Below are 19,366 nucleotides of genomic sequence, written 5' to 3'. Positions count from 1 at the left end.
GTTCTTAACCAAACATTTCATCCGTTCTGCTTGTTTATAATAGAAAGAACTTAAATGTATATTGGGTATGAAGTCATTCATTTTAATGGTAATAACTATGATGTGTGTAGTCTCTTTGGAAGCGCAGAATAAGTCATTCTACGATTTTACGGTGAAAACGATTGATGGTAAAGACTTTCCTCTGTCTTCTTTGAAAGGAAAGAAAGTGCTGGTGGTTAACGTGGCTTCCAAATGTGGTTTCACTCCACAATATGCGCAATTGGAAGAGTTGTATGAGAAATATAAAGAGAAGGATTTTGTAATTATCGGTTTTCCGGCAAATAATTTCCTGTGGCAGGAACCGGGAACAAATGAGGAGATAGCTCAGTTCTGTTCTTTAAAATATGGTGTCACTTTTCCGATGATGGCGAAGATTTCTGTTAAAGGCAAGGATAAGGCGCCCCTTTACCAATGGCTGACGGAAAAGAAACTGAACGGAAAGCAGGATGCATCCGTTCAATGGAATTTTCAGAAGTTTATGATTGATAGGGACGGTAGTTGGGCGGGAGTTGTCTCTTCCAAAAACAGCCCTTTATCCGAGGAAATAATTACTTGGATAGAGAAGGAATAAGGGAGACTTTCTGCAATTCTCCTTCGAAGTTGGGCGTGAAAATCCCTTTGCCCAGATTCTCTTTTATTTCTTCAACTGTCCAGAATCGTCCGCCATCCAGTTCGTCACTGGGATGAAGTTCTCCGTCATAGACGGTCTTGTGAACAAAGACAAGTTCTTTTTCACGTTCGGACTCAAACACGTAATTCGTTAGTAATTCGGGAGTGAAGTCTGTGATGCCTAATTCTTCCTTTGCTTCCCGTTTGAGGGCGATTTCTACGCTTTCACCCAAATCGATATGTCCACCTACGGCTGTATCCCATTTTCCCGGCTGGATGTCTTTCCATTCGGGACGCTTCTGTAAATACAAGTCTCCATTGGTATTGAAAATATGAAGATGGATGACCGGATGGAGTAGTTTGCTGCCGCTATGGCACTCCCCACGGGTGGCGGCTCCGGTGATATTTCCCTGTTCATCTACGATGGGGAACATTTCCTGGTTATTATCGCTTAGCATCATTGTTTCTAGATTCGGGGAATATTTATGGTATTAATAAAGAAGAGTCTCCATAACTAAGGAAACGAAAATCGTGGCTCAAAGCATAGTCATAGATAGTTCGCCAGTTGCCTTTTACAAAAGCAGAAACTAAAAGCAGCAGAGTGCTTTGTGGCTGATGGAAATTGGTAACCATTGCTTTTACGATTTTATAATCGTATCCCGGCGCTATGATAATCTGAGTTCTGGCGTGAAGTGCTTCCATACCATGACGGTCAAGATAGCCTAATATTTTCTGCAGGGCAACTACCGAAGGTATCTGGTCGTACTTCTCATAAGGTTGCCATTGTCTGACGTGTAGTTCTTCTTCCGTAGCGTCCGGATTGTCAGCGAGAGTAACTCCGATATGGTAAAGACTTTCAAGTGTTCTTACTGAAGTTGTTCCTACGGCAACGGCACAACCGTCATGGTCGATCAGTTTCTTGATAGTACTCCGGTTGACAGATATATATTCCGTATGCATCTCGTGACCTTCAATTTCTTCACTCTTTACAGGTTTGAAAGTTCCTGCGCCTACGTGTAGAGTCAGTTCTTCAAGTTCGATTCCCTTCTCTTGCAGCGCATCCAATACCTGTGGAGTAAAATGTAGTCCGGCAGTAGGCGCAGCTACCGAGCCTTTGATTTTTGAATAAACAGTCTGATAAGTTTCCTTATCGCTCTCTTCCGTATCCCGATTCAAATAGGGCGGAATGGGGAGTTCTCCGAATACTTCAAGGATATCGGCAAAAGTCACTTCCGTATTATCCCATGAGAAATCTATCCAATGGCTGGTTCCCCTACATTCTCCTCTTGTCGCGGTCAAAGTGATGGGAAATCCTTTCACAGTCATTTCACGTTTCAGCGCCCCGTCTTTCCATTTCTTCAGATTGCCAATCATACACAACCATGCAGCATGTTCTGTTTGCTGGAAATTCAGCACATAATCATTGGGCTGAATCGGTTCAAGGCAGAATACTTCAATCTGTGCACCCGTTTCCTTTCGAAAATGCAGACGTGCCTGAATGACTTTCGTGTTATTGAAGACCATCAGGCTTCCTTTAGACAGGTAATCAGGTAAAGAAATAAAGGTGTCTTCAGTCACTTCACCGTGGCGATATACCAACAACTTAGACTGGTCGCGAATGGGTAAAGGGAATTTGGCGATACGTTCATCAGGCAGTGGATAGTTGTATTCGCTGATGTGGATATGTTTCGGGCTTTCTTTCATTGTTCTTGGTATATTGCTTGATAAATATTTTATGTTCCAAATGTGTTCCACTAAAAATAAAACAGCCACTTACTTATTTGTAAATGGCTGGTTTTAAATGTCGGGATGACAAGATTCGAACTTGCGACCACACGCCCCCCAGACGCGTACTCTACCGGGCTGAGCTACATCCCGAAATGCGGATGCAAAAGTACAGCTTTATTTTTAATTAGCAAATAATTTGAGGTTTTTTTCATTTGGAGGCATTAAACAGTCATTTTGCATAAAAACACTATAAAATATCCGGCAGTATATAATAAAGCTAAATGGGAAATCGGCAAATGAACTATCAATCAGTGAGTTTGTTTATGAATTAATGCAAATAAGAAGTGTGTGACTTCCTTAGTGTGATACTATATTTCCATTTTTGGTGTGAAGTATTTTAGGATGTTATACATTTGTAGTAATAAGACTTAGTTTAGATAGAAAGGTGTTAAATGTTAGACATTAAAAATAGAGAGACATTAGAGATATACGTCTTGGGCGACGATTTTAAATTTTATCAGAATCTGAAATACCTTCCTTTGACTTCTTACCCTTCAAATATTCAATCAGCTTTGATTGTATATTGTTTGAGTGGAAGAGCAAAACTCACAGTACATGAGGATGTACATTGGGTACAGCCGGAGGAACTTATTATATTATTACCCGGACAATTTGTCTCGTTTAGTGAACCTAGTGAAGATTTCTCAACCGTTTCGATGGTGATATCGTCTTCCTTGTTTAGTGATGCGTTGAGTGGAGTACCACGATTCTCCCCGCATTTCTTCTTCTATATGCGAACCCATTTCTGGTATCCGCAGATGGAGCGTGATATACCCCGAATATATAATTATCTGGGGATGGTAAAAGAAAAAGTTAAGTCGCAGGATGTATATAGGCGAGAGTTGATAACCCATTTGCTGAGATATCTGTATTTGGAGTTATTCAATGCTTATCAAAAAGAATCCGCTTTGATGACCGTGCGAAAAGATACGCGTAAAGAAGAACTGGCTAATAAATTCTTCGGGCTTATCATGAAGCATTTCAAAGAAAATAAGGATGTAGCTTTTTATGCGGATAAATTGTGCATCACTTCCAAGTATCTGACTATGGTTATCAAAGAGACAAGCGGAAAATCTGCCAAAGACTGGATTGTGGAATATATCATACTGGAAATAAAGGCTTTGTTGAAAAACACAAGCTTGAATATTCAGGAGATAGCAATTAAAACCAACTTTGCTAATCAGTCTTCACTCGGACGTTTTTTCAGAAAACATACGGGGATGTCACTGTCTCAGTATCGAATGAGTAGTTTAGATTAAAAACAGCGCAGGCAAATTGTATGATATTTGCCAATAAGTATAGGGATTGGGAAAGAAGAAGGGAATGAAGTCAGCTTCATTCCCTTTTATAATTTGTACATCTCTTGTCTGAGGTTGGGTTAAATTCCCATACATTCGCGGTAGAAGTCCAACATTTCGAAAATGGTATCTTTGTCAGCAGTCTGATTGATGCAAATATCTCCGATATCTTTCAGTAAAGTGAAGTTAATTGTCCCCGAAGTGTTCTTTTTATCATGCGTCATGTACGCATAGAGTTGTTCGTACTTCTTGCAGTCGAATGTAAACACGCCGTAATTATCTTTGATGAATTGGATAGTCTGTCTCATTTTTTCTTTGGGGAAGCCTACTTTAGTGTGAGACAGATACAATTCGCATACGATTCCCCAAGCTACTGCGTATCCGTGCAATACCGGACGGTTTTCCGCCAGTGCCATGCTTTCAAATGCGTGTCCGACGGTGTGTCCCAGGTTTAGTGCTTTGCGAATACCGTGTTCAAAAGGATCTTGTTCCACAATATCTTCTTTTACTTGCACCGATTCGCCAACTAGTCGTTTGAGGGCAGTATAATCAATGTCGGAAGTGTTGAAGTTTAGCAACTCCGCCCAATGTGCGACGTTACTGATCAAACCATGCTTGAGCATCTCTGCATATCCTGAAAAGAAATTGTGTGCGTCCAACGTACGCAGGAATTCTGTTTCAATCAACACACTGCTTGCCGGAGCGAATGCACCGATTTCATTTTTCAGTCCGTTGAAGTTGATTCCTGTCTTTCCGCCGACGGAAGCGTCTACCATAGCCAGCAGAGTGGTTGGTATATTGATATAAGAGATGCCACGTTTGAATGTAGCTGCGGCAAAACCACCTAAGTCCGTCACCATTCCACCACCGAGGTTGATAAGTAAAGAGTGGCGCGTAGCCCCTTGCGTGCTCAATGCCATCCAGACAGAAGCAAGGGTTTCCAGCGTTTTATGTACGTCTTCAGCTCCGATACAGATTTCAATGGCATCTTTCAGTAAGGTGGTTTCCTTTAAGGAAGGAAGACAGAGATGCCGGGTATGATCGTCTGTGAGGACAAATAATTTGTCATGCGGGCACTGTTCAATGGCACGACTCAGGCTCGTTTCCAAGCTTTCACAGAGAATAACTTCTTGTTTACTCATGATTCTTTTGCTTTTTACCCTGCAAATGTATATAAAATATCTTTTTTATACTTACTTTTGTCTCGTTAAAACGTTCAATCATGAAAGCATTATTACCTGTATATTGTCGTCCTTTGGGATATGTGGTCTTGTTGATAGCTCTGTTCATACCTTTTCTTCTGGTAATGCGGGGCATGGTGACCGATAGTAACTTGTTGTTTTATAAAGAATGTACAAAGTTGCTGATGATGGCAGGATGCTTGTTGATAATCTTCGCTCTTAGTAAACATGAGAGTCGCGAAACGGAGCAAATCCGTAACTCGGCTGTCCGCAATGCAATCTTCCTGACATTCCTATTCGTATTTGGGGGAATGCTGTGGCGTGTTATGCAAGGAGATGTGATTAATGTAGATACTTCTTCTTTTCTGACTTTTTTGATCTTTAATGTGCTTTGTTTGGAGTTTGGTCTGAAAAAAGCGCTTGTTGATCGATTCTTTAAAAGATAATTTTCTTTTCAATTAAACCTTTTGCGGTTCTATTTGTCAAAAAGACATTGTTATTGCTACTAATATAATCGTAAATTAGGTAAATGAAAAGAATTTCTGCAGGGTTGGTGTTGATGTTGCTATGCACCTTCTCAATTTTAGCACAGAATAAGGTGATTACCGTTTCGGGACGTGTTGTGGAATCCGACTCAAAGGAACCGGCAGCACAGGCTACTGTTCAATTATTGTCGTTGCCCGATAGTGCATATGCTGCTGGTATAGCCAGTAGTAATCAAGGTTGGTTTACTCTCCCCAAAGTGAAGGCTGGAAAATATGTATTGAAGGTTTCTTATATAGGCTTCCGCACTAAACTTGTACCGGTTCAACTGGCTGCCAATACCCCCGATAAAAAATTGGGGACGATCACATTGGAACCGGACGCTGTCATGCTGAAAGAAGCGGTGATAACTGCTGAGGCTCCTCAAGTGGTAGTGAAGGAAGATACGCTGGAATATAATTCGGCAGCTTATCGTACTCCCGAAGGTGCCATGCTCGAAGAACTAGTAAAGAAACTTCCGGGAGCGGAGATTGATGATGACGGTAATGTCAAAATCAATGGTAAGGAAGTGAAGAAGATTATGGTGGACGGTAAAGAGTTCTTTGGCGGTGACGTGAAAACCGGATTGAAGAATTTGCCGGTCAATATGATTGACAAACTGAAAACGTATGATAAGAAATCGGACTTGGCTCGCGTCACTGGAATAGATGATGGGGAAGAGGAAACAGTTCTCGACCTGAAAGTGAAAAAAGGAATGAATCAAGGTTGGTTTGGTAATGCTAGTGTTGCCGGTGGTACGGAAGACCGCTATGGAAGTAACTTGATGTTGAACCGCTTTGTTGATAATAGCCAGTTCTCTTTGATTGGTTCGGCCAATAACGTGAACGATCAGGGATTTTCCGGAGGTGGTGGCGGACCTCGTTTCAGGAATAGCAATGGTCTGACTGCTACTAAGATGCTTGGAGCTAACTTTGCCACTCAAACGGAAAAGCTCGAACTAGGCGGTAGTGCTCGCTATAATTATAGCGACCGGGATGCAATCTCTACAAACTATTCGGAACGTTTCTTGAAGGAAGGGAACTCCTACTCTAATTCAAATAGTAAAAACCGCAATAAGAATACGAACTTTAATGCTGATTTTCGTTTGGAATGGAAACCTGATACATTGACAAATATCATTTTCCGACCGAATGTTTCTTACGGAAAGTCTAAAGGGTATTCTATTTCTGAATCGGGTACTTTTAATGACGACCCTTTTAATTTGGTGGCTGATCCCAACAATTATCTGAATAAAATTCTGTGGGGAAGCACGGATGATCCATTGGATCCTATTCGTGTCAATGCCAGTAATAGTGAGTCTTCATCCGAAAGTAATAGCCTGTCTGCTAATGCTTCCTTACAAGTAAACAGAAGATTGAATAATCAAGGAAGAAATATAACATTCCGTGGTACGTTCGGTTATGGAGATAATGACAGTAAACAGTTTAGTGAGTCGTTGACACGTTATTTTGATGATGAGGCAGATAAGAAAGATGATGAACGCAAGCAGTATATAACTTCTCCGACCAAGAGCTATGACTATACGGCAGAATTAACTTATAATGAACCGATTGCGAAAGCTACTTTCTTGCAGTTCCGTTATAAGTTCCAATATAAATATAGTGAAAGTGACAGAAGTACTTACAGCTTGATTCCTGAAACAGACAAAGATCAGGATTGGTTTTGGAATTTTGGTGACGGATTGCCTGAAGGCTACGAAGCTAATAAGGATATGAACTTGAGTAAATATGCTCAGTATAAATATTACAATCATGATATTAATGCCGGGATGAATATAATCCGCGAAAAGTACAGATTGAACTTTGGAATGTCCTTGCAGCCGCAGAATACCCGACTGGATTATAAGAAAGCGGAAATAGATACTGTAGTAAAAAGGAATGTGTTTAATTTTGCTCCTAACGTTGATTTCCGTTATCGGTTCTCTAAAGTAAGCCAATTGCGCTTTACATATCGTGGTCGTGCAGGTCAGCCAAGCATGGAAAACTTGTTGGATGTGACTGATGATTCTAATCCGTTGAGAATCACTAAGGGTAATCCGGGACTGAAACCATCCTTTACTCATTCCATGAGGTTGTTCTATAATACTTATAACGGTGATAAGCAGCGTGGAATAATGGCACATGCTAACTTTAATATGACTCAAAACAAGATTGTCAATGCTACAACCTATAATCAGACGACTGGTGGAACAATCTCGCAGCCGGAGAATATTGATGGTTATTGGACTGCAATGGGAATGTTCGGGTTCAATACAGCTCTGAAAGATAAGCGCTTCACAATCAATTCTTTCTCTCGGGCTAATTATACGAATGATGTGGCTTTCCTTTACAATGGGGACACTAAAGTGAATGACAAGAATACAAGTACATCGCTGACTTTAGCGGAGAACTTAAACGGAACATTCCGTAATGATTGGTTTGAGTTTACTATCAATGGTTCAATTAACTATAATTTTGAACGTAATAAATTGAACCCGGATGCCAATCAGGAACCATACACTTTCGGATATGGAGCAAGTACCAATGTCTCTTTACCTTGGAGCATGACGGTGTCTACCAACATAACGAACAATTCACGTCGTGGCTACCGTGACGCTAGCATGAATAGGAACGAACTTATTTGGAATGCCCAGATTGCCCAAAACTTCTTGAAAGGTAACGCTGCAACAGTCAGCTTTGAAGTATATGACATTTTGAAACAGCAATCCAATATCAGTCGTTCACTGACTGCCGATATGCGTTCTGTTTCGGAATACAACGGAGTCAACAGCTATTGTATGCTACGCTTTTCTTATCGTCTGAATATCTTTGGAAATAAGGAAGCCCGTGGAAATATGCGTCAGGGTGGTTTTGACGGTGGTGGACATCGTGGTCCACGTGGCGGCGGTCCAACGAGGATGATGCATTTTTAAAGTAAGCAAGTTCTTATAAGATAGGAAGTCCCGGTGCAACAATTGAGAGTTGTCACCGGGACTTTTTGCTAATCCGATAATTTACTCTATATTTGTTGTTTAGTATCCGTTTAAAAGGAGATTCCTATGATTGATTGGAACTATGTACTTAGCCAGATAGCAACGGTGGCTTTTGATATTCTCTATTTCGGAGCCATCATCGGTACGATTGTCATTATCATTCTTGACAACCGGAATCCGGTTAAAACTATGGCGTGGATACTAATATTACTATTTCTTCCTATTGTAGGTCTTGTTTTTTACTTTTTCTTTGGGCGGAGCCAGCGTCGTGAACGTATTATCGGTCAGAAAAGCTACGACCGTCTACTAAAGAAGCCGATGGCGGAATATCTGGCTCAGGATTGTTCGGAAGTCCAATATGAATATTCTCGCCTAATCCAACTATTTCAGCATACCAACCAGGCATTTCCTTTCGAAGGAAACCGTGTAGCTGTCTATACTGAGGGTTATACCAAACTACAATCACTATTGCGCGAACTTCAGAAAGCGAAGCAGCATATCCATATGGAATATTATATCTTTGAGGATGATGCTATCGGACGTTTGGTCAGGGATGTATTGATAGAAAAAGCTTCGCAGGGAATTGAAGTAAGAGTGATTTATGACGATGTAGGCTGTTGGCATGTTCCCAATCGTTTTTTTGAAGAAATGCGCAATGCAGGTATTGAGGTACGAAGCTTCCTGAAAGTGCGCTTCCCCTTATTTACCAGTAGAGTGAATTACCGAAACCATAGAAAGATTGTTGTTATTGACGGGTGTGTAGGATTTGTGGGTGGAATGAATCTCGCAGAACGTTATATGCGTGGCTTTTCCTGGGGAATTTGGCGTGATACGCATATCATGCTTGAAGGTAAAGCAGTGCATGGTTTACAGACTGCTTTCCTGCTTGACTGGTACTTTGTAGACCGTACGCTGATTACAGCTTCCCGTTATTTTCCTAGAATAGACTCTTATGGTAGTTCTTTAGTACAAATTGTCACCAGTGAACCTATCGGTCCTTGGAAGGAAATAATGCAGGGGTTGACTATGGCGATTACTAATGCTAAGAAATATTTCTATATGCAAACCCCATATTTCTTGCCAACAGAGCAAATACTGGCTGCTATGCAGACTGCAGCTTTGTCCGGTGTGGATATACGTCTGATGTTGCCGGAACGTGCCGACAACTGGATAACGCATCTTGGCTCACGCTCTTACTTGGCAGATGTGATGCAGGCTGGTGTGAAAGTCTATTTCTATAAGAAAGGTTTTTTGCATTCCAAACTCATGGTTTCGGATGATTTGCTTTCTACCGTCGGATCTACTAATATAGACTTTCGTAGCTTTGAACACAATTTTGAGGTGAATGCTTTTATGTATGATGTAAACACTGCACTCGAAATGAAAGAAATATTCCTTCAGGATCAGCGTGAGAGTACACAGATATTCTTGAAGAACTGGGTAAGGCGTTCGTGGAGACAAAAGGCAGCGGAGTCTATTGTACGTTTATTAGCCCCGCTACTCTAATAGGTTTTAACCGATTTAGCGGAAGAGAGAGAAGTTGACACTTCCATAAACTCTTCTTTCAATGAAGTGTGGATTCTCTTCGAAGTTATTATCTTTCCCATGTTCCAGTACAAATAATCCTCCTTCTTTAAGAAGGTTGTTCTGAAAAATAAGTTCAGGTATTGTTTCCAACTCTTTTAAAGCATAAGGGGGATCGGCAAAGATAAAGTCGAACTGCTTGCGGGCACTCTTGATGAACTTGAATACATCCCCTCGTATCGGCAGACACTTGTCTGTCTTTACCTCTTTCATTATTTTGATGATGAATGAATGATGTGCAGGCTCTTTCTCAATGCTGATAACGCGGTCGCACCCCCGGGAAACTAATTCGATACTGATGCTGCCGGTTCCGGCAAACAAATCAAGTGCAGTTACTCCTTCCTCAAAATCAATATAGTTATTGAGTACATTAAACAGATTCTCTTTAGCGAAATCTGTTGTAGGGCGTGCTTTAAACGTTCGTGGCACGTCAAATCTTCTTCGTTTGTATATACCGCTGATTACTCGCATGTTAATAAGGCTTGCATGTCAATATTAGTAGCAGGGTTCATAATGAATACCTGCAAGATAAACTTTTTCAGTTCGTTCATCAGAATCTCTTTGTCCGGGAGTGTTCCGGTGAGGTGAAGCTCATCTCGTTCTTGATTAAATTCCAATTGCTTCCAGGCATACAGCAGATAATAGATACGGTCTTCCGTATGCGTACATTCAAAGGAATTGGCGAGAAGGAGATGTCCCCGTTCGAAACAATAGATGTCGATACCTTCCTGACGTATGGAAGCATACATCTTTTTGCTATTTCCTAGTCTGCTCTTGACAGAAAAATAGTCAATGAGCGGGGTGGACTGCGAATAGAAGCGAGCTTCAGGATACTGTTCTTTCAGAAAAGTGTAGGCACTTTTGTCTATACCAAAGATGACAGCTACATTATTCTTTTGTAGAATATTGTAAACCACCATTTCATTTTCCCGTTTCTGATGATTGTGATAAAATAAAAGTTCAGCCTGTTCCTCTTCAAACAATTCCAGTGGCACAATCGTAAAGCGTTTGCTGGCCATCATGATATTCACCCGTTTGTAAGAATGGCTTAAGAAGTCCGATTCGTGGAAAACCGTTTTTAGGTTGGCAGTGAGGGATAGAGAAGGCTCTATCTCTTTCTCAATGATCGACAGTGAGTCGTCGTGAATCGGGTTATAGATAGAAAAAGAAAATCCATCCGTACTAAGACGGATGGATAAAGTATATTGTTTTGATTTAGTAAAATCAATCATTATTCCCAGTTACCAGCACCATTGTTCGGAGTGTCGATAGAACCTACCATCAAACCGCAGTATCTACCCAGTTTGCTCTGAACATCTTTTAAGTTAATGATTTCCTGTTTGTCAAGTCCGCCCAAATAAGTTTCGTACGGAGCTTTTACTTCGAACAAGAATACAGGAGCACCTGATTTAGCAGTATCATTTCTAACATTCATTTCGAACTGTGCACCACCACTGTAAGGAATGTATCTCATAGAGTCTGCATTGAATCCTTTCGGGAAAATAGTATCCATAACGGCTACCCACATAGTGTCACGTTTGAAATTTTCAAGTCCCCACTTCTTAACTTCGTCATACTTGCCTGTCTTCTTCGCCTTTTCGATGATAGACATAGCTTTCTTTTCAGTTAATCCGTCTTCCAGTTGTTTGTCTGTCAACATACCCATCTTCATAACGAACGGCAACTTCTGATTTTTAACGAAATCAATCAGAGTGTCGAATTTGTCAGTGTACATTCCATGGTGCAACGAGCGGTATTCCTGCTGTGCTTTACGGATGTCAATCAAGCGGGCAATGACTGCTTTTTCCCTGTCTTTTTTTGCGTTTTCAAAATTGATAGGACCCATGATGCTGTTGTAGCAAATGTAAATAAGTGCAGCAGCACAGAGCACCAATACAATATTAAATACTGTTTTCATGATAAATTATGTTTTTAGTTGTTATATTCGCATCGCAAAAATAGAATAAATTAATTTAAATACGATAGTTCATCGAACTTTTTTCTCGTACAAAAATGATAAATAACTATTTAGAAAGGCAAATTAAGGAAAATTTTCCTTACCAACCAACTTTAGAGCAGGAAATTGCTGTAAAATCTCTTTCTGAGTTTCTTCTGTCTACTCTGGCGGACGAGGTTTTTATTCTCAGAGGTTATGCCGGTACCGGTAAAACATCTCTAGTAGGAGCATTAGTGAAAACCATGGATCAGTTGCAGCAAAAATCTGTTTTGTTGGCTCCGACTGGTCGTGCGGCGAAAGTTTTTTCAGCATATGCCGGACATTCCGCCTTTACTATCCATAAGAAAATATATAGACAACAATCCTTCTCTAACGAACTGAGTAATTTTTCAATCAATGACAATCTTGCTACAAATACATTGTTTATTGTTGATGAGGCTTCCATGATTTCGAATGAAGGATTATCCGGTAGTGTATTTGGTACGGGGCGTTTGTTGGATGATTTGGTGCAATTCGTATATTCGGGACAGGGATGTCGTCTTTTACTAATGGGTGATACAGCGCAGCTTCCTCCGGTAGGAGAGGAGTTGAGTCCGGCACTCTTTGGTGATGCATTGAAGGGGTATGGTCTTGAAGTGCGTGAAGTAGATTTGACTCAGGTAGTCCGCCAAGTACAAGAGTCCGGTATTCTATGGAATGCTACACAATTGAGGCAGTTGATTGCGGAAGATGAATGTTACTCTTTACCTAAGATAAAGGTAACAGGGTTCCCCGATATAAAAGTAGTACCGGGCACGGAATTAATTGACGAACTGAACAATTGCTATGACCATGACGGAATGGACGAAACAATTGTAATCTGTCGTTCTAATAAACGCGCGAACCTTTATAATAACGGAATACGTGCGCAGATTCTTTGGCGTGAAGATGAATTGAATACAGGAGATATGTTAATGGTTGCCAAGAATAATTATTACTGGACGGAGAAGTATAAAGAGATGGACTTCATAGCCAATGGTGAAATTGCTATTGTCCGTCGTGTTCGTCGTACTCGTGAGATGTACGGTTTCCGTTTTGCCGAAGTCACCCTTCGGTTTCCCGACCAGAATGATTTTGAACTGGATGCTAATTTGTTGTTGGATACTTTACATTCAGACGCACCTGCATTGCCGAAGGCGGATAATGACCGGTTGTTTTATACGGTATTGGAAGACTATATAGATATTCCTAATAAGCGTGACCGGATGAAGAAGATGAAAGCTGATCCGCATTATAATGCATTGCAAGTGAAGTATGCGTATGCGGTTACTTGTCATAAAGCACAGGGTGGACAGTGGCAGAATGTGTTCTTGGATCAAGGGTATATGACGGACGAATATTTGACTCCTGATTATTTCCGGTGGTTGTATACAGCGTTCACACGTGCGACAAAGACTCTGTATTTGGTGAATTATCCGAAGGAACAGGTGGAGTAGTTGCCTTGGATAAATAAGTATGAAATCAGTTAATTTGAAATCAATTGATTTCAAATTAACTGATTTCATTGTTTCTTCCTATTTTTGTATCAAGACAGATGAATATGGAAATTCCTTTTTTATGGTCGCATATCTTCTATAGAAGTGCAGAACAAATATAAACTGGGGACATCTGCCAATATCAAAAATTTACGTAAGGCAACATTAGAGAAAGATTTAATTGATATACTACCTGGAAATGTAATTGAAAATCAAGACCCGACATTTGAGTATTGCTTGAAGTATATGTATAAATAGAATTTGTCATCATAGTAATTGAAATATGAAAACAGCAATAATTAAGTTTCGGACTTTACTATTGCTGTTTTCTTTTCTATTCATAAAGACTTTTATAATGTCTCTCTTGGCGATATTTTAATCACTTATTAATGACTCTACCTATTGAAAACTATTGGTTAAATCATTTACGTTCAATTTTGTATTCGGTAGCAAGTTCCAAGTTGGGGATAGTTTGGTCAGGTTTTAGGTAGAGAGTCTCTACATATTCTCCGTTAAATTTGAAAGTATGCAATACAGGGCATTGAGTCAGATCAATACGTTCTATGTAATCGTTTCCTGGACGGCTGACATCCATATTGATTTCTTGAATATTGCTCCCTATGAACGTTACATCTTCACATTTGCTACCAAAATATCTGGCTGACAAATTAAAGACAGTCATCGGATTATCCCCGAAATTAAATTCTTTAATATACACAGTGCTACTAGTATTTGTAAACGTCAATGAGGTTACTTTATGTAATTTTGAAATGTCGACTTTCTTCAAACTACTGCTTGCTTTCACCTTTATTGTAGTCAATTCAGGGAAGTTTTCCAATCCATCAAAGTTATCAATATTATCTGTACAAATAAATTCGGTAGCTTTTCTTCCTTCTTCTGAAATTACACACTCATTGCCTGCCAATCTTATGATCCATCCGTTTTTCTCGGCATATTCAGCGATGGTTTTATTGGCTATAGACACAGTCGGTGCATTCGGGTCTACTTGAACAATACTGATTTCTGCATCTTTCAAACTGTTTTCCACACGGATGGAACCAACTCTTGCACTTGAAGCTGCCAGGAGCTTGTAGGACAATGTGGTAATTGCTATACCTCTATCATCTATTTGCGGCTTGGAAATCGTTTGTCCGGTTATCCACTCCGTTCCACTAACAACTGAAGGTGTATATTCCAGATTGGTTTCTATCGTGAAAGAGATCGTTTGTTCCGACAAATCATACTTTTGAGATTTTTCGGACGGGGTGATTGTAAAATAAGGTACACAGGCTTGTGTGATATTCACTACTACCGGTTCGTCAAGAAGCGAACTCTCCAATGTTACGTTGGCAGTACGGACCTTGTAAGTCTTATTCTCGGCTACTGAAAATAGGAGAGTTGTTTTTCCGATAAATTCGCTTTTTCTCTCTAAAGTCAGCCATTCTTTACTCTCCTCGCTGTGAGTAATGACGAGGTCGGGAATGTTACTTTCGAATTTGATAGATATATCGCTTTTTCCTTTGGGAAGATTTATTTCTCTTTCGGTAAACAAGTCTACTGTATATACCGGTGAACACTCTATCTGCAAGGGGAGTACTGTAGTACCGACGAAGAACTTGAAAGTTGCGGTCCGAACTTTGTCTAATGAATTTGGGTCGATGGTGAATGTCACTTCATCTCCGCTTTTACCCGACGTGGCCGATGGGTGTGCCCAGTCGCATATTCCTGCCAATCGCCAGTCATCGGAACTTGTGACAGTCACAACTGCCACACCACCCAGACCATCTACTTTTATCTCGTTTGTTGATAGTGAAAGTGTAGCGTTCATCTCATTCACCGGTTCATCGCTGTCGGAGCAACCCCACAAAAGTAGGGTTGCCGACAGTATCATTGATATTTTCTTTAATAGTTTCATATTTGCGTATCTTCTTTAAGAGTCAAATAAATAATGAATTAACACATTAACGTGCAGTACGTACGGTACTGTTTTTAGGATAATAATAACTCGGACGGATTAATTCTTCGTCATACAATCCCAAACAAACATTCTCGCAATATGTTAGTTGGTCTCGTTTACGTTCGTCCGAGATGTATTTGGGAGGAGTGGGAGAGAAGAACATGTAGTAGCCGTATCCTGCATTTTTCTTGGAACGCGCGGTACTGGTACTTGTATCTCCGCTATCCCGAAAGAGTTCGATAGACATACCTGCACATTGTTTCAATGTCATACCAATGCCAGGCTTTTCTGTTCTTCCATAATCCGCTACAGAGTAATCGCAATATTGTCCCGGTTCTACACCGTCAATGATTTTTAGATTTTGGGCATACAAACTTCCCAAACTATATAAAGAAACAATCTTTTCCGGCATTGCTTTCTTACATTCATACATCAAGCGAGAGCCTGCTTCTACAGATTGCTCCGTCAGCCAAGGATTGGAAAGTACAGGATCATTTGAATACTCGTCATCAAAAGCTACACCATCTAAGTTATATCCGCGGCAGTAAGCGGCTATTTCACGGGCAAACTCTTTCGCTCCCATTTCCGAAAGTTGAGCAACGCCAGCTTGGTCATGATTTCCCAAAATGCTAATGATTACTTTCATACCGGCTTTGCGGAGTGGCTGGAGATACTCGTCATTGTGGTCAAGTAGGAATTGTACATTATCGTTGTTGGATACATATACCCGTTGTTTTTTTGCATCCCAATTGATATTGGCTGCAAAAAGCACTACGTCATCGAAGAAATACTTGCCACTAGCTGTTTTAAATTCCAGTGCATTGAGTGGATTCGCGTCATTCACTTCAAAGTAGATCACGGTTTTTACAGCATCTTCTCCTTTGTTATGATTAGCTTTATGACGATAATCCTGTACTAACAATACCATATGCTTGGACATTTCGGAAAATGAGATACCTTCGTCTGATGAGGTCGCAGTCAGCGGGACGATGTACGTTTTATCTTCTTCCATACCATCAAAAGCAGTCAGTGTTACTTTCAAGCCGGGAGTTGCAGTGTCGTCCGGTGCAAGCACACAGGCGCCGTTATTGGTGATTGCCACATTTTCGGCGGGGAACATTTCGAAGTCCGTATTGTGGATAGAGTTGTAAGTGGATACGTAGGATTCGTCTACGCCAATCGTTACGTCCACTCCCGTTTTAGGTTGTTTGGAGAGGCGGAATACAATATTGGTAGACTGCTCGTTACTGCGTAGTTCCACTATCGAATTGTTTTTGTTGGTGGTTGCATCGAGCAGCATACCGTTGATTTGAGTAGCAGAAAGGTAAGTACTTTCGTCTGCTGCAAATTCAAGTTCCTCGTCACAGGATGTAAAAAGTCCTGCGGTAAGCATTGCCAATGGCAGAAAAGTATATTTAATGCAATTTATCATATTCATATTCTGTTAAGAGATTATTTGCAATGAGATTAACTGGTTATTTTTCGGGTAAGGTAACGAATTCCCATTTCGGAAGATTCTCTATAGTCAGGTTATAACCGCTTGAGCTGTAGTCTTTCACTGTTTGGCCTTCACCTTCATCGAATTTCCAATAAGCTATCAAGCCTTCTGAAGTAGGGTTCACTGTATAGAAATGATTGACAGCTTGTATTTCTTCGGCAGAAAGGGCACGGTTCCAAATGCGCGCTTCGGCTACCGAACCGTTGAAGGAACGTTGCTCATTATAAGAGTATCCAATCCAAAAACAACGGGCTTGTCCGCCGCTTTCGTCTGAATGCTTGGTTCCTAAGCTGACTGTGTTCAGGCTTGAATATTTCTTTGAGGCTTTTTCCACTCCATCAATATATATTTTGGTTTCTCCTTCTTTAAAGGTGACAGCTACATGATACCATTTATTACTGTCAAACTGTAGGTCAGAGTTGGTTAGATTGCCGTTGGAAGTTGAGAGTTGAAGTTGATTGGAGGGTACTCCTGCGTCACCAATACGAAGTAGATACTTACCCTCGATCCCCATCAGTGTGCTTATCTCGCTTTTAAGTTGAGAGGCGTTAAAGAGTATTTCCAGTGTATTCTCTTTCATATTATTAAATCTTGCATCATCATTGAAATCCGGATAAGCACGATTCTCGCTCAAATTACATACCACATTGATAAGTGATGCTCCGCGGAATACATAATAATAGTTCTTGGCACTTTGTAGTACTTCGATTCCTTCAACGGACTGAATAGTGACGGGCAATACATAAGTGACGTCTGCGTCCAGTTCTCCTGTATTGACGAATTGAATAGATAATACATTGCTGGATACAGCGCCGGCTTTGATTATTACCGTTCTTTCATTCATTACATAGTGTTCTTTGGGGAGCAATATGGCTGCTTCGTCATAATATGCATTCCGGTAAGTGTCCAGTAATTCCGGAGCCGGTGCCATAGTCACTTTGATATCATGAGCTTTTGGTTTGGCAATTGCCACAGAAAGTCCTTTCTCCACATTCATATCTCCGGCCTTGAACAGGACTTCCTGCGTAAAGGCTGCTGTGGAGAGGAAAAGTTTATTGTCGTAATGCTGTCCGTCTTCATTATCCTGACATCCGGTCAAGGTGATGGAGAAAGCGGCGAGCATCGTCATTATTAGTTTATTCAGTTTCATAAGTTGTTTTTATTTAGCGGTTGGACTGAGGATATTAATTGCTTCTCTGACATTGGTGTATATTTTTGCAGGGTTGAAATAGTCCTGCTCCACTCCGTCGATAGAGATTCCAGCTTTTACATAATCAGCTACTTCTTCTTGCAGTGTCCATTCGGCAGCGGCAACAATGGCGGATGCACCGTCTACTAATCCATATTGGTCGCCCGTGCTACTGATGTATGGAGTGGTTACTCCCATAATGAAGCGGTCGGTCGGTACATCCTTGCCGCATGCCATCAGTACGAGATAAGACATTTCGTATAGATTTTTTGCGCTGTGAGCATTGATAATGATATACCTGCTTTCTACCAATATCTCTTTGTCGATAACGTTCTGTGGACTTCCCTTGAAGATGAGTTCTTTGTCCGCATGGGCGACTTTCCACTCTGCCAGCAGATTGAAGAATGCACCTTGTCGTTCAGTTTCGGCAGCGGTCTTTTCTTCGTCCTGTAGCAGAGAGTTGAGGTCGAAGCCGGTGAAGTTCATCACTATACCATCTGTTCCTAATGCATTGATAGTATCCAATTGTCGGGCTGTTTCTTTTTTACAGTATTCGATGAAACGCCGTACGTTGACAATAGCCAGATCTTCATCTGTTGTTTCGTCTTCACTCTCCGATTCGTTATTACTTTCCGGTTCGCTTCCTTCCTCGGGAGTTTCCGCATTGGCAGCATCTTCCGCCTCTTTTTTAAGAATGGCTTGCCAAGCGCTTTCGATGGCGTCAAAGTCTACCAATCCTACTACTTTCGTGCCTTTTTTACGAACTTCATCCATTTCAGTGATATGCATCTCATTCACGTCGAAGATGTTGTTCAGGCAGATATAATCTACGCTATCGGGCAGTGCCGTGAGGTGTTGGCTCTGATTGGCAGGGGCAGTGCTAAGGTTGTTCATAGAAACTATGACAATGGAATGTTCACTGGCTTTGAAAGCATTGAGTGATTCCAAGTATTGAGCGTATAGTTCCGGATTCTGCTCTTCGATGGAAGGGTAACGGAGAGTAATGCTTTCCGGTTCCGTCCATTCCGAACATGCCGCCAGCATCATCAGGCAGGCGATGAGTGCGGGAAGTGTATATTTGAATAATCTTTTCATATTATTATAGTATAAAATGTTTTTTGCTTATAGGGTTTGTCTTACTACTAAGTTCTCAAAGTACTTGGTTGGTAATTCCGGATTTTGCATCTTTGATGACGTCTCTTCAAATATATTATTCATATCATATTAAAATAAGAGGT

16 protein-coding genes, 1 tRNA gene and 1 pseudogene are annotated in these 19,366 nt (G+C 40.8%); 7 read left to right on the top strand and 11 right to left on the bottom strand.

What is annotated here, in order from left to right; translation table 11 throughout:
- Positions 1-67: 67 nt before the first annotated feature.
- Positions 68-610, top strand: coding sequence for a glutathione peroxidase (locus HC965_RS14695; RefSeq protein WP_191032167.1), 543 nt, complete (start codon positions 68-70; stop codon positions 608-610).
- Here the strand turns inward: HC965_RS14695 and HC965_RS14690 are convergent.
- The 3 genes from HC965_RS14690 to HC965_RS14680 form a co-directional block, all read right to left on the bottom strand.
- Complete coding sequence (locus HC965_RS14690; protein ID WP_191032315.1) at positions 588-1,106, bottom strand: NUDIX domain-containing protein; 519 nt, start codon at positions 1,104-1,106, stop codon at positions 588-590. The genes HC965_RS14695 and HC965_RS14690 overlap by 23 nt on opposite strands.
- A 25-nt stretch (positions 1,107-1,131) precedes the next feature.
- Entirely contained in the window at positions 1,132-2,352 is a 1,221-nt protein-coding gene (gene queA, locus HC965_RS14685; RefSeq protein WP_191032166.1) for a tRNA preQ1(34) S-adenosylmethionine ribosyltransferase-isomerase QueA, read from the bottom strand.
- A gap of 100 nt (positions 2,353-2,452) precedes the next feature.
- Positions 2,453-2,526 (bottom strand) — tRNA-Pro (locus HC965_RS14680).
- Between the two features lie 302 nt (positions 2,527-2,828).
- Here HC965_RS14680 and HC965_RS14675 point away from each other — a divergent pair.
- Positions 2,829-3,695 carry an AraC family transcriptional regulator gene (locus HC965_RS14675; protein WP_191032165.1) on the top strand — a complete coding sequence of 289 codons (867 nt, stop codon included), beginning with the start codon at positions 2,829-2,831 and terminating at the stop codon, positions 3,693-3,695.
- A 119-nt stretch (positions 3,696-3,814) separates the two neighbouring features.
- On the opposite strand, the gene aroB is transcribed toward HC965_RS14675, so the two are convergent.
- A complete protein-coding gene (aroB, locus tag HC965_RS14670; RefSeq protein ID WP_191032164.1) occupies positions 3,815-4,876 on the bottom strand; it encodes a 3-dehydroquinate synthase in 1,062 nt (353 codons plus the stop codon).
- Between the two features lie 80 nt (positions 4,877-4,956).
- Here aroB and HC965_RS14665 point away from each other — a divergent pair, with 80 nt between their 5' ends.
- The 3 genes from HC965_RS14665 to cls all read left to right on the top strand — a co-directional run bounded on the left by HC965_RS14665 (position 4,957) and on the right by cls (position 9,935).
- The gene (locus HC965_RS14665) at positions 4,957-5,361 is read left to right on the top strand and encodes a hypothetical protein (protein ID WP_191032163.1); all 405 of its coding nucleotides are present in this window, start codon (positions 4,957-4,959) and stop codon (positions 5,359-5,361) included.
- An 83-nt stretch (positions 5,362-5,444) separates the two neighbouring features.
- On the top strand, positions 5,445-8,369 hold the full coding sequence (locus tag HC965_RS14660) for a TonB-dependent receptor (RefSeq protein ID WP_191032162.1): 2,925 nt from the start codon (positions 5,445-5,447) through the stop codon (positions 8,367-8,369).
- 126 nt (positions 8,370-8,495) lie between these two features.
- Positions 8,496-9,935 carry a cardiolipin synthase gene (cls, locus tag HC965_RS14655; protein ID WP_191032161.1) on the top strand — a complete coding sequence of 480 codons (1,440 nt, stop codon included), beginning with the start codon at positions 8,496-8,498 and terminating at the stop codon, positions 9,933-9,935.
- 15 nt (positions 9,936-9,950) lie between these two features.
- On the opposite strand, the gene HC965_RS14650 is transcribed toward cls, so the two are convergent.
- From HC965_RS14650 to HC965_RS14640, 3 genes are read right to left on the bottom strand one after another with little or no spacing between them, the layout of a single operon-like run.
- Positions 9,951-10,484 carry an RsmD family RNA methyltransferase gene (locus tag HC965_RS14650; protein ID WP_191032160.1) on the bottom strand — a complete coding sequence of 178 codons (534 nt, stop codon included), beginning with the start codon at positions 10,482-10,484 and terminating at the stop codon, positions 9,951-9,953.
- Positions 10,475-11,245 (bottom strand): DUF3822 family protein, encoded by a 771-nt coding sequence (locus tag HC965_RS14645; RefSeq protein ID WP_191032159.1) that lies wholly within the window; start codon positions 11,243-11,245, stop codon positions 10,475-10,477. The genes HC965_RS14650 and HC965_RS14645 overlap by 10 nt, the downstream gene beginning before the upstream one ends.
- Positions 11,245-11,931 carry a hypothetical protein gene (locus tag HC965_RS14640; RefSeq protein ID WP_191032158.1) on the bottom strand — a complete coding sequence of 229 codons (687 nt, stop codon included), beginning with the start codon at positions 11,929-11,931 and terminating at the stop codon, positions 11,245-11,247. Before HC965_RS14640 ends, HC965_RS14645 begins: the two co-directional genes overlap by 1 nt.
- Positions 11,932-12,026: 95 nt before the next feature.
- On the opposite strand from HC965_RS14640, the gene HC965_RS14635 reads away from it, so the two are divergent.
- Positions 12,027-13,445 carry an ATP-dependent RecD-like DNA helicase gene (locus HC965_RS14635; RefSeq protein ID WP_191032157.1) on the top strand — a complete coding sequence of 473 codons (1,419 nt, stop codon included), beginning with the start codon at positions 12,027-12,029 and terminating at the stop codon, positions 13,443-13,445.
- Between the two features lie 132 nt (positions 13,446-13,577).
- Positions 13,578-13,742 (top strand): annotated as a pseudogene (locus HC965_RS26700) (ATPase); the annotation flags it as partial.
- Between the two features lie 163 nt (positions 13,743-13,905).
- On the opposite strand, the gene HC965_RS14630 reads toward HC965_RS26700, so the two are convergent.
- Genes HC965_RS14630 through HC965_RS14615 form a run of 4 tightly spaced genes read right to left on the bottom strand, consistent with a single transcriptional unit; the run spans position 13,906 to position 19,223 of the window.
- Positions 13,906-15,399, bottom strand: a complete 1,494-nt coding sequence (locus HC965_RS14630; protein ID WP_191032156.1) for a BACON domain-containing protein — start codon at positions 15,397-15,399, stop codon at positions 13,906-13,908.
- A 46-nt stretch (positions 15,400-15,445) separates the two neighbouring features.
- Positions 15,446-16,873 (bottom strand): BT_3987 domain-containing protein, encoded by a 1,428-nt coding sequence (locus HC965_RS14625; RefSeq protein WP_191032155.1) that lies wholly within the window; start codon positions 16,871-16,873, stop codon positions 15,446-15,448.
- Positions 16,874-16,916: 43 nt separating this feature from the next.
- On the bottom strand, positions 16,917-18,089 hold the full coding sequence (locus tag HC965_RS14620) for a DUF1735 and LamG domain-containing protein (protein WP_191032154.1): 1,173 nt from the start codon (positions 18,087-18,089) through the stop codon (positions 16,917-16,919).
- Between the two features lie 9 nt (positions 18,090-18,098).
- Positions 18,099-19,223: a glycoside hydrolase family 18 gene (locus HC965_RS14615; RefSeq protein WP_191032153.1), complete on the bottom strand. Its 1,125-nt coding sequence runs from the start codon at positions 19,221-19,223 to the stop codon at positions 18,099-18,101.
- Between the last annotated feature and the right edge of the window lie 143 nt (positions 19,224-19,366).

Origin of the sequence: Bacteroides sp. GM023 (genome assembly GCF_014750685.1) — a bacterium.
Taxonomy (GTDB): domain Bacteria; phylum Bacteroidota; class Bacteroidia; order Bacteroidales; family Bacteroidaceae; genus Bacteroides.
Note: the sequence above shows the minus strand (reverse complement) of the source record. Positions and strands in the feature narration are given on the sequence as shown.